General features: G+C 62.4%; 10 protein-coding genes. 7 read left to right on the top strand and 3 right to left on the bottom strand.

Features of this window, described 5'->3' with window-relative positions:
• Positions 1-472, top strand: a 472-nt coding sequence (locus tag VFE81_RS06720; protein WP_325043845.1) for an SOS response-associated peptidase family protein, incomplete at its 5' end; no start/stop codon positions are given.
• Between the two features lie 150 nt (positions 473-622).
• Here the strand turns inward: VFE81_RS06720 and VFE81_RS06725 are convergent.
• Both VFE81_RS06725 and VFE81_RS06730 read right to left on the bottom strand, forming a co-directional pair.
• Positions 623-781 (bottom strand): hypothetical protein, encoded by a 159-nt coding sequence (locus tag VFE81_RS06725; RefSeq protein ID WP_325043846.1) that lies wholly within the window; start codon positions 779-781, stop codon positions 623-625.
• A 232-nt stretch (positions 782-1,013) separates the two neighbouring features.
• Positions 1,014-1,952, bottom strand: a complete 939-nt coding sequence (locus tag VFE81_RS06730; protein WP_325043847.1) for a LysR family transcriptional regulator — start codon at positions 1,950-1,952, stop codon at positions 1,014-1,016.
• Positions 1,953-2,107: 155 nt separating this feature from the next.
• On the opposite strand from VFE81_RS06730, the gene VFE81_RS06735 reads away from it, so the two are divergent.
• The 4 genes from VFE81_RS06735 to VFE81_RS06750 are packed head-to-tail and all read left to right on the top strand — an operon-like array spanning position 2,108 to position 6,930.
• Positions 2,108-3,643, top strand: coding sequence for an efflux transporter outer membrane subunit (locus VFE81_RS06735; RefSeq protein ID WP_325043848.1), 1,536 nt, complete (start codon positions 2,108-2,110; stop codon positions 3,641-3,643).
• A gap of 12 nt (positions 3,644-3,655) precedes the next feature.
• Positions 3,656-5,866, top strand: a complete 2,211-nt coding sequence (locus VFE81_RS06740) for an FUSC family protein (RefSeq protein ID WP_325043849.1) — start codon at positions 3,656-3,658, stop codon at positions 5,864-5,866.
• Positions 5,856-6,056, top strand: coding sequence for a DUF1656 domain-containing protein (locus VFE81_RS06745; RefSeq protein WP_325043850.1), 201 nt, complete (start codon positions 5,856-5,858; stop codon positions 6,054-6,056). Before VFE81_RS06740 ends, VFE81_RS06745 begins: the two co-directional genes overlap by 11 nt.
• Before the next feature lie 13 nt (positions 6,057-6,069).
• Entirely contained in the window at positions 6,070-6,930 is an 861-nt protein-coding gene (locus VFE81_RS06750; protein ID WP_325043851.1) for an HlyD family secretion protein, read from the top strand.
• A 418-nt stretch (positions 6,931-7,348) separates the two neighbouring features.
• On the opposite strand, the gene VFE81_RS06755 is transcribed toward VFE81_RS06750, so the two are convergent.
• A complete protein-coding gene (locus tag VFE81_RS06755) occupies positions 7,349-9,028 on the bottom strand; it encodes a methyl-accepting chemotaxis protein (RefSeq protein ID WP_325043852.1) in 1,680 nt (559 codons plus the stop codon).
• A gap of 507 nt (positions 9,029-9,535) precedes the next feature.
• Here VFE81_RS06755 and VFE81_RS06760 point away from each other — a divergent pair.
• The gene (locus tag VFE81_RS06760) at positions 9,536-10,801 is read left to right on the top strand and encodes an MFS transporter (protein WP_325043853.1); all 1,266 of its coding nucleotides are present in this window, start codon (positions 9,536-9,538) and stop codon (positions 10,799-10,801) included.
• A 294-nt stretch (positions 10,802-11,095) separates the two neighbouring features.
• The coding region (locus tag VFE81_RS06765; RefSeq protein WP_325043854.1) for an acetyl-coenzyme A synthetase N-terminal domain-containing protein at positions 11,096-11,273 on the top strand (178 nt) is incomplete at its 3' end.

Raw genomic sequence — 11,273 nt, forward strand, 5'->3', positions numbered from 1 at the left:
TACACGCTACTTCAAAGACCTATGGAAAACTGGACGGGTATTGGTGCCGGCAGACGGCTGGTTCGAATGGCGCATGGAAGCAGCACCCGGAACATCAAATAGGGATAGTGCGGCGGAAGCCGACGCAACGATCCGCCAGCCTTACTTCGTGCATCTGAAAAGCGACGTACCGATGTACCTCGCGGCCCTGTCGAGCGTACGCGGCACGGAACCACAAACGGAGGGCATGGGATTGGTGATCGTGACGGCCACAGCCGACGCGGGCCTGATCGACGTGCACGGCCGGCGCCCACTGGTATTTGCGCCGGAGGCGGCACGCCGCTGGCTGGATCCGGCCCTGCAGTCCGACGAACTCGAGCAGCTCGCACGCAGCGCCTGCCTGCCTGCCACGCGGTTTCGCTGGCACCGGGTGAGTCCGGACGTAGACCGCACGCTCACCGACGAGCCGGGTCTGATCGAAGCGCTGCACTGAAGCTGAAGGTGCGGAGCAGCGAGGAGCGAAACTGATCGGGAGCTTGACCCCACCTGCGCGATAAGGCCTGGTAACGCAGAAGGCACCCCGAAAAAACGCAACAGCAAGCTCAATTGTCCCGCGCCCGGCAACCCGGCACGCGATTCAAGCTCAACGATCGCGCCGTTGTTCCTGCAAATCAGGGCGCTCGACCTTGATCGGCACCAGTTGCGGCTGCTGCTCGCGCAGACGGCGCAGCAGATCGCGCGATGCGGCGATTCCGATCAGTCCCAACATGACGGCCACGCCGATCATCAGATGCGTATCCATGAATTCCTCGTCCTTCGGTTGTTGCGGTTGTTGCGGTTGTTGCGATTTGCCGAACGGCGGCTAACTGAGTGAGCGCGTCCGGCTGAATGCGGCAGCGCATGAACGACACGTTAGCAAATCGACCGTGACGCAGAAGTAAGGAAATGTTGCGACGCGGCACTTGTGTAACAGGCCGTCGCGCCGTACCGGCCTGGAACCGTCAACAAAGGTCAACCGCCCACGTGGCGCTGCTTCATCCGCGAGCGAACTGGCGCAATTCTTCCTGATCGACGGCCAGTGTGCCGGGCAGCTCGTCGCGCAGGAATTCAACCCACGTGCGGATTTTCGCGTCCAGGTACTGCCGGGATGGATACAACGCGTACAGATTCATTTCCTGCGACGTGTATTCCGGCAATAACCACACGAGTTCGCCGCTACGCAAACCGCTGATCGCCGAGTAGATCGGAATCAGTCCAACCCCCATGCCCTTGCACGCCGCGACCGCCATGGCTTCGGCGACATTCACCTGGAAGGTGGCCGGCCCCAGGGCGATCGTTTCCTCGCCGTTGGGGCCGTCGAAGGTCCATTTGTCGATCGGAAACACCGGCGTGACCAATTGCAGGCAGGTGTGGTGCGCGAGGTCCGCAGGCGTTTGGGGCACGCCGTGCCGCTCCAGGTAAGCCGGTGACGCACACGCGATGCTGAACGCGCTGCCCAGCCGCTGCGACACCAGTCCCGAATCCGGCAGGCCGGTTGCCAGTGTCAGCGACACGTCGAAACCTTCGTCGAGCAGGTCGGGCATGCGCTGCGCGAGCGTCAGCTCGACATTGACTTCCGGATAGCGCTCCTGATAGCGACCCACGGCCGGAACCACATAGTGCTGGCCGAAGCTCGTCATGGCGTGGACCTTGAGTTTGCCGGACGGACGCGCGTGGGCGTCGCTGGCTTCCGCTTCGGCCTGATCCACGTACGCGAGGATCTGCTCACAGCGCTGCAGATAGCGCTCACCCGCCTCGGTCAGCGCGATACGGCGCGTCGTGCGGTTCAACAGACGCGTGCGCAGGTGTGCTTCCAGATCGGAAACCGCGCGCGACGCGTACGCCGTGGTCGTATTCAGGTGCTGCGCGGCACCCGTAAAGCTGCCCGCTTCGACGACCCGGACAAATACGCGCATGTTTTGAAGCGTATCCATAATTTTCCTTACTGACCCGGAGCGATTGTTACACGATTCGCAAAGGCGATTGTCTCATATTGCGTAAAAATGCCTTGCATCTTTACCGGTTATTCCCCAATCAATCAAAAAATATAATGACGCACATGCTTCTATAGCCAATTTTGGAGGAAATCGTGCAGTCTCCGGTACAAAAAGGGATCGCCGCAGCCGCGGTTCTTACGATCCTATTAACAATCGCCGGCTGTGCCAGTACCGGAGGCATCGCGCCGCAAGACCGCGGAATCGAGCCTTCCTCGCTCGACGCAGGCAACGCCATCCGGGCCGCCAATGCGGACGCTCAATGGCCCGCCGCCGACTGGTGGCGCGCCTATAACGATCCGCAGCTCAATGAATGGGTCGAAGCCGCGCAGGCAGGCAATCCGAATCTCGCCGTCGCCCAGGCGCGCGTGCGCGAAGCCGTCTCGATGGCGGGCGTTGCCCGTTCGGCGCTATCGCCACAAGTGAACGGCAGCCTGTCGATCCAGCGTCAGAAATGGGCCGACAACCTCTATTACGGCCCCGGCCCGCTCGCGGGCGAGCAGTCGTGGAACAACACTGGCACGCTGGGGCTGTCGTACAACCTCGATCTCTGGGGTAAGGACAAGAACGCCGCCGAGCGCGCGCTCGACGCCGCCCATGCGAGCGCGGCGGACTTCCGCGCTGCCCAGCTCGAGCTGGAAGGCAACGTCGTGCGCACGTACATTGAGATGTCGATGAACTACGCGCTGCTCGATATCGCCAAATCCACGCTGCAGCAACAGCAGCAGATCGTCGACCTGGCGAATCGGCGCCTGAAAGGCGGCATCGGCACGCAACTCGAAGTGAGCCAGGCCGAAACGCCGATGCCGGAATACGAACGCCAGATCGATGCGATCGAGGAAAAGATCGCACTCGGCCGCAATCAGCTGGCCGCGCTGGCTGGCAAGGGTCCGGGCGCGGGCGATGCGATCCAGCGTCCGACGCTCTCGCTCGACAACGCACCCGCCGGCCTGCCCAGCGCACTGCCCGCGGATCTGATCGGCCATCGGCCGGACGTGGTCGCGGCACGCTGGACGGTGGCGGCGCAAGCGCGCGGCATCGACGTCGCCAAGGCCAGCTTCTACCCGGACATCAACCTGCTGGCGTCGATCGGCGGATACGCCGCGATGGGGCCGCTGTTCCAGTTCCTGAAGGACCCGTCGCATAGCTGGAGCGCGGGTCCGGCGCTGTCGCTGCCGATCCTCGACGGCGGGCGTCTGCGCTCGCAACTCGGCGCGGCGTCGGCGGGTTACGACGAGGCGGTCGATCGCTATAACCAGTCGATCGTCGGCGCACTGAAGGACATCTCCGACCAGGTGATCCGGATCCGTTCGCTCGCGACCCAGGCGCAAGACGCCGACCGTTCGGTCGCAACGGCTCGCAAGAACTACGAGCTGTCGCGGGAAGGGTATCGACGCGGTTTGACCGACTATCTGAACGTGCTGGTCGCGCAAAGCCAGTTGCTGCGCGCGCAGGAAGGCGTCGCGAAGATTCAGGCCGAACGGCTGGGCGCGCATGCGTCCCTGGTCACGGCCTTGGGTGGTGGACTCGACGAACCGGCCAATGGTCCGCAAGCGAATGAGACGTTGCCGGCGCATGGGAAAGGTAAAGCGGTGGCAGGTTCGACCGCCAACTCGCCCGCGGCCGAGTAAGGGAAGCCGACCATGTCCGCCTCCCCCTCTCCCACCTCGCGTCCGGCATCGTTTGCCGCGCTTTACACGGCCGCCGCCGACTGGGCCCGTACCGACGGCCTCACATGGGTCTATCTGTTCAAAGCGCTCGCCGCCTGCTTTCTGGCGCTCGGCATCGCGATGAAACTCGACCTGCCCCAGCCGCGCACCGCGATGACCACCGTCTTCATCGTGATGCAGCCGCAAAGCGGGATGGTGTTCGCCAAAAGCTTCTACCGGATCTGCGGCACGCTGGTCGGCCTCGTCGTCATGCTTGCGTTGATCGGTCTGTTCGCGCAGCAGCCGGAACTGTTCATCGCCACGACCGCGATCTGGGTCGGCATCTGCACCGCCGGCGCCGCGCGCAATCGCAACTTCAAGTCGTACGGTTTCGTGCTGGCCGGCTATACCGCCGCGCTGATCGGCATCCCCGCTTCGCAGCATCCGGACGGCGCGTTTCTGAGCGCGCTCACGCGGGTGGCGGAAGTGGTGGTCGGGATCATCTGCGCGGGCGCGGTCAGTGGCCTCGTGTTTCCGCAGTTCGCCGGCTTGCAGATGCGCGGCACCGTGCGCGCGCGTTTCTCGGCGTTCGTCGAGTATGTGTCGGCGTCGTTGGCAGGGCGCAACGACCGCGCGCAGATCGAAGCGACCAATGCGAGCTTTGTCGCCGACATCGTCGGTTTCGAAACCGCGCGCAGTGTCGCCGTGTTCGAAGGCCCCGATTCGCGGATGCGCGGCGGCCGGCTGGCGCGTCTGAACAGTGAGTTCATGACCGCCTCGACGCGCTTTCACGCGCTGCATCAGTTGATGAACCGGCTGCGCGATACGCACACGAGCGGCGCGACCGTCGCAATCGAAGCGCTGGAACCGTACTTCAAGGAAATCGCGCCGTTGCTCGCGAAATCCGGCGAACCGGTGTTGAGCGCCACGGATGCCGCCCACGCCGCCGCGCAGCTCGACGCGTACAAAGCGGAGTTGCCCAAGCGGGTCCGCGCGACACGCGTCGCACTGGAAACGCGGCCGGACGCCCCGCTGCTCGACTTCGACACCGGCGCTGAACTGCTGTACCGCTTCATCGACGATCTGCACGCGTACGCGGCCACCTATGCGTCGCTTGCCGTCGACACGCACGAACGCGAGCGCTGGATCGAGCGCTACGAACCGAAGACGAACGCTATCGCCGCGGGCGTGGCCGGCTTGCGAGCGACCATCGTGATGATGGTGCTCGGCGCATTCTGGATCGCGACGGCGTGGCCGAGCGGCTCGACCTTGACGCTGAACGCAGCAGCGGTCTGTGCACTCGCGTCGTCGTCGCCGAATCCGAAACGCACGGCCTTCCAGATGGCGGCCGGCACGCTGGTCGCTTCGGTGATGGGCATGATCGCGGTGTACGGCGTGTATCCGCACATAGACGGCTTTCCGCTGCTGTGCGCCGCGCTCACGCCCTTCCTGCTGCTCGGCGTGTTCATGACGACGCGCCCGGCACTCGCGGGCTATGGCGTCGGCTACTGCATCTTCTTCTGTTTCCTGGCCGGTCCGGACAACCTGATTCACTACGACCCGAGCGGCACCATTAACGACGCGATTGCGCTGGTGCTGTCGATGCTGGTGTGCGCGGTTGCCTTTGCCGTGCTGCTGCCGCCTTCGACGCCGTGGCTGCGCAACCGCCTGCTGGTGGACTTGCGCCGTCAGGTGGTATTGGCGAGCCGCGCGGGCATGCGCCGGGTACGTTCACGCTTCGAGAGCGGCGCACGCGACCTGATGTTCCAGATCAACGCGCTCGCGCAGAATGAACCCGAACTCAAACGCGACACCTTGCGCTGGCTCTTCTCGGTCCTCGAAGTGGGCAACGCGATGATCGATCTGCGCCGCGAAATAGCGGCCCTGCCCCGCGACGCGCGCTATGCGCAGACGATGCCGTGGCGTGTCTCATTGCGCGCGATGCGCGACGCGGTGAGCGCGCTATTCGAACGTCCGCGTGCGGACCGCTTCGACGGCGCGCTCGCCGCCACCACCGATGCAATTGCCGCCGTTCAACAGATGCTGGCCACTTTCACGCCACCGCGCGAAGAGCGGCATCAGCTGCAACGCATTCTGAGTCAACTGCATTTCATTCGTACCGCGCTGCTCGATCCGCAATCGCCGCTTGAACCGTTGATGAGCGGACGTGCCGACGCGTCAGAAGGAGTTCGTCATGCCACGTGATATCGCCGTTTTCGACGCTTACGTGCCGACCATCGTGCTGTTGTTTATCGCGGGCGCCGCGCTTACCTGGGTGCTGGACCGCGTGATTGCCTATACGGGCTTGTATCGCGTGGTGTGGCATCCGTCCTTGTTCCGGGCCAGCTTGCTCGTGTGTGTGTGCGGCGTGCTGAGTCTCGCCGTTTATCGTTGATCAGAGTCGAAACATGACCATCCGAAATATTGTTGGCTTCGTCGCGACAGCCATTATTTTTATCGTCGCGATTTTGATTGGGTGCGTGTTGTGGGTTCATTACATGGATGAACCGTGGACACGTGATGGGCGCGTGCGCGCTGAGATCGTGAATGTGGCGCCTGATGTTTCCGGCGCGGTTGTCGATCTGCCTGTTAAGGACAATCAACTGGTAAAGAAAGGGGATCTGTTGATGCAGGTCGATCCTTCGCACTATCAGATTGCTGTTGAGCAGGCTCAGGCTGCGGTTGCTGCGCGTAAGGCTGAGTTGCAGATGAAGCGGGATGATGCGCAGCGGCGTGCGGATATGGATGCTTTGGTCGTGTCCAAGGAGAGTCGTGAGAATGCGACTCACACTGCGTCTGCTGCTGAGGCTTCCTATCAGCAGGCTTTGGCTGCGCTTGATGCTGCGAAGTTGAATCTTGAGCGGACTCGGGTGGTGGCGCCGGTTGATGGCTATGTCACCAACCTGAACGTTTTCCGCGGGGATTATGCGACTGCCGGGGCTGCCAAGCTGGCGATTGTCGATAGTCACTCGTTCTGGGTTTATGGGTATTTTGAGGAGACCAAGCTGCCTCATGTTCGGGTTGGGGACAAGGCTGAAGTTCGGTTGATGAGTGGGGGCACGCTGCAAGGGCATGTCGAGAGCATCTCTCGGGGGATCTATGATCGGGATAATCCTGAGAGCCGTGAGTTGCTGGCTGATGTGAATCCGACTTTTAACTGGGTTCGGTTGGCGCAGCGCGTGCCCGTGCGGGTGAAGATTGATTCTGTGCCCGATGGGGTTGTGTTGGCTGCTGGGATTACTTGTACTGTTGTTGTTAAGCCAAGCTAAGTTGATTGCCTTCGCGGCGCCTGGTGTCTGTGGTTTTGTGGTTTTGGCCTTTCCTTGTTTTCTTATTGGTCTATTAGCGTCGCCCCTGTGCGGGGCGGGCACTTACTTCTCTTTGCCGGCCGCAAAGAGAAGTAAGCAAGAGAAAGCGGCTCAAACCGCTAACTCTTAAGCGGGTCCCCCGCGCAGTTGCGGTAGTGGTGCATCTGGAATCTGTGTTCTCGCACATTCCCCGTATGTGACAAAGCGCTCATCCGCTCCCACTCCGCACTGCGTGCGTCGCGGATGGGTCCGCCACGGAAACCAAGGGTTTCGGTTGCGGGTGGGGGCCGTCGGCTTCGCCTCGGCGGCGCTGCGCGCGCCGAGGCGGTACGTCATGCTGGCCTCATTCCCGAGGCTTCGGGTACGGTGCTTCGCCGTTTTATAGCCTGAACTTTCCGACCATCTGCTTCAGGCCGCGGGCCTGGTCGTCCAGTGAGCGGGCGGCGGCTGTTGCTTGCTCCACCAGCGCGGCATTCTGCTGCGTGCCCGAATCCATCTGCGTCACCGCGAGGTTGATCTCCTCGATGCCCGCGCTTTGCTCGGACGATGCCGCCGATATCTCGCCCATGATGTCGGTCACGCGCTTCACGGCCTTCACTACCTCGTCCATGGTCTGGCCGGCATTTTGTGCCAGTGTCGAGCCGTTGCTTACTCGCTCCACCGAGGCACTGATCAAGCCCTTGATCTCCTTGGCAGCAGCCGCGCTGCGCTGCGCGAGATTGCGGACTTCGGCTGCGACCACCGAAAATCCGCGGCCTTCTTCGCCGGCTCGGGCGGCTTCCACCGCTGCGTTCAAGGCCAGAATGTTGGTCTGGAATGCAATCCCCTCAATCACGCCGATGATGTCGCCAATGCTCCGCGCACTGTCGTTGATCTCGTTCATCGTCGCGACCACGCGGCTCACCACATCGCCGCCCTTCTCGGCAATCTCGGAGGCGTTGTTGGCCAGCGTGCTCGCCTGCTTCGCGTTGTCGGCGTTCTGTCTCACCGTGGAAGTCAGTTGCTCCATGCTGCTCGCGGTCCGCTCAAGCGCCATCGCCTGTTGCTCGGTGCGCTGCGACAAGTCCAGATTGCCCATCGAAATTTCGCCCGACGCCGTCGCAATCGCGTCCGCACTGGAAGCGATGTCGGAAACCGTTGTCGCGAGACCGCTTTGCATGTCGTGCAGCGCGTACAGCATGCTCGACTTGTCCTTGCGGCCCAACGCGATCTGATTCGACAGGTCGCCCGCCGCGATCCGGCTCGCAATTTCTTTTGCGTACGCCGGCTCACCGCCAAGCTGGCCGGCAAGGCGTCGCACCACCCACTCGCTAATGCCGAACGCCAACACGATCAATGCGACCGTCATCACCGCGATCATCACGAACGATGAATGGAAGATAAAACCCGACGCCTCGATGGTCGCCTTGGCGGCCGTGCCGCGCTGCGCGACGAGTCCGTCGACAAGTGTCTCGAGCTTGCCGGTCTCGACCAGCAGCGAGACGTCCTGCATGCCGACCTGCCAGTTCATCTGCGAAAGATCGAGCGGCTGCGCTTTCACAAGCTTCACGAAGTCACGCAAATGGCCGCTCCACACCGTGACGGCCGCGGCAAATTTCTTCTGCTGGTCGACCGCCTTCGCGTCGGATGTGTCGACGTACTGTTGCAGCGTGCCGAGTTCGGTGCCAAGACCGCTCAGACCTTTGTCGATATCAGCGCCGAGTTCGTCGCGCTCCTTGGCCGTGGTCGCCGTCAGCAGCATCTTTTGCGCACGGCTTGCGCGCAGCATGTGGCCGCGCGCCTCTTCGGCAGCGCGGCTGGCCACGTGGCCCTGGTCGTAGATCGATTGCGCGGAGGCGTTCAGGCGGCTGATCTGGGTCAGCGAAAAAACACCGATCACAAGCGTGCCAATCAACAGCACGGCAAACGCAAGCCGCAGCGTCGCCTTCACCGACAAACCCTTGAGCCGCACGGCACGCGAGCGGCTGCCCTGTCCACGCGATGGCGACGGCTTGCCCGCCACTTCCCCTTCCGGTACGAACCCCGCGCCCGTCTGGCCGCCTAGCGAAACTGCTTTCATATTCCTCGTCCCCACGTAATCGAACTGCCGGAAAGGTCGGTTCCGGCATTAATGCTTTTCTCTTCGGGTCTACGGCATAAACGTCTGCGATCTTTAACGCCGCTCACGTGATGCCAACTGCTACGCCCGGTCCTCGACGCGTCGCTTTGTAAGCTTCGCGCCCGCGACCGTTTTATACATGGCCAAAAATCCCCAAACCGCTTTTATCAGACGACTTGCCAGCCACGCGTGGTAATGGCAGCACAGCCGCCGCAAGCACCGCCGCGGTGCATGAGGCTCCCCGTTTCAACGCACCCATGACGTCCGGACGAGCCATAAGTGTCCGATTCGCGACAAAACTTGTCCTTACAATTCATCGAAGCCACATTAAACTTCGACAAATAGCTGACAACGCCCGATACCGCGTCGAAATGCCGCAGCAGTCGAACAGGTATGTGACTCCAAAGAACGACGACGCGCCGGCAGCCTGAATCTTTACCTTTCACTCTCTTCTCTCTCATCTAGCGTATGGAAACGAGCCTCGATAAAAGCGCCCTCGCCGGCGCCTCAACCGGAACCGCTGGTTCTGCCACCCCGGCCCCCTCTCAGCCGGCCGCGCAAGTCCAGCGCACGGTTTACTCCGTGCTCGGTGCGATCAGCTTTTCGCACCTGCTCAACGACATGATCCAGTCGTTGATTCTGGCTATTTACCCGATGCTGAAAGACAACTTTTCACTGTCGTTCGGGCAGATCGGCCTGATTACGCTGACCTACCAGATCACCGCTTCACTGCTGCAACCGCTTGTCGGCAGCTATACCGACAAGCATCCAAAGCCGTATTCGCTGCCGGTCGGGATGGGCTTCACGCTCGCCGGACTACTGCTGATGTCGGTCGCGCCGAGTTTCAACGTGCTGCTGGTCGCGGCGGCGCTGGTCGGCTGCGGCTCGTCGGTATTCCATCCGGAGTCGTCGCGGGTGGCGCGCATGGCCTCGGGCGGGCGTCATGGGCTCGCGCAGTCGCTGTTCCAGGTGGGCGGCAATGCGGGTTCGTCGCTCGGACCGCTGCTCGCGGCGTTGATCGTGATTCCGCACGGCCAGCGCAGCATCGCGTGGTTCTCGGTGGCGGCGCTGGTTGCGATGGTCGTGCTGACCCAGATCGGCCGCTGGTACAAGGCTCATCCGTCGGTCAAGAAGACGCGCAGCCAGGCCGGCCACGCGACGCTGTCGCGCAACAAGGTCTTGTTCGCGATGAGCGTGCTGATGTTGCTGGTGTTCTCGAAATACTTCTATCTTGCCAGCATCAACAGCTACTTCACGTTCTATCTGATCGACAAGTTCCATCTGCCGGTGCAGGCCGCGCAGATCCACCTGTTCGTGTTCCTCGCGGCGGTCGCGGCGGGTACGGTGATTGGTGGTCCGATCGGCGACAGAATCGGCCGCAAATACGTGATCTGGGTGTCGATCCTCGGCGTTGCGCCGTTCACGCTGCTGCTGCCGTACGCCAACCTGTTCTGGACCGGCGTGCTGACGGTGATCATCGGTATCGTGCTGGCTTCGGCGTTCTCGGCGATCCTCGTCTATGCGCAGGAACTGATCCCCGGCAAAGTGGGGATGGTCGCAGGGCTGTTCTTCGGTTTCGCGTTCGGGATGGGCGGGATCGGCGCGGCCGTGCTCGGGCAGTTGGCCGACGCCACCAGCATCACTTATGTGTATAAGGTGTGCTCGTTCCTGCCGCTGATCGGCGTGCTGACGGTGTTTTTGCCGAATGTCGAAGGCAAGCGCGCGAAAGCGTGATGAGCTTGTCCGGAAGTGAATGAGGAAAAAGGCGCTACGGCGCCTTTTTCTTTGGTCCCATGGGTTTGCCGGGTGCGCTTCGTGGATTGCACGGCGCGGCCGTTGCCGCAGCTTTGGCCGAGTCAGTTCGGCGTCGCGCTACGCCGGGCACGGTGGCGCTCATGGTGAACCCGCGTTGTCCGCACGGCCACGCGTGCTCTATGCTTGTGCGGACGTACGCCCTGCTCTCGCGCCGCGCCCAACAGCCGTACGACTCGCCATCCGTTCACTCACGCAGCAGAAGGATCGCCGCAGATGACCAGCTACCGCGACTTCCACCGCCGTTCGATCGAGCAACCCGAGGAATTCTGGCGTGAACAGGCGCAGCGGATTCATTGGCAGACGCCGTTCGATACAGTGCTCGACCGCTCGAATCCGCCGTTCGCGCGCTGGTTCGTCGGCGGCCGCACGAACCTATGCCATAACGCGGTGG

It is taken from the genome of Paraburkholderia sp., assembly GCF_035656215.1.
Taxonomy (GTDB): domain Bacteria; phylum Pseudomonadota; class Gammaproteobacteria; order Burkholderiales; family Burkholderiaceae; genus Paraburkholderia.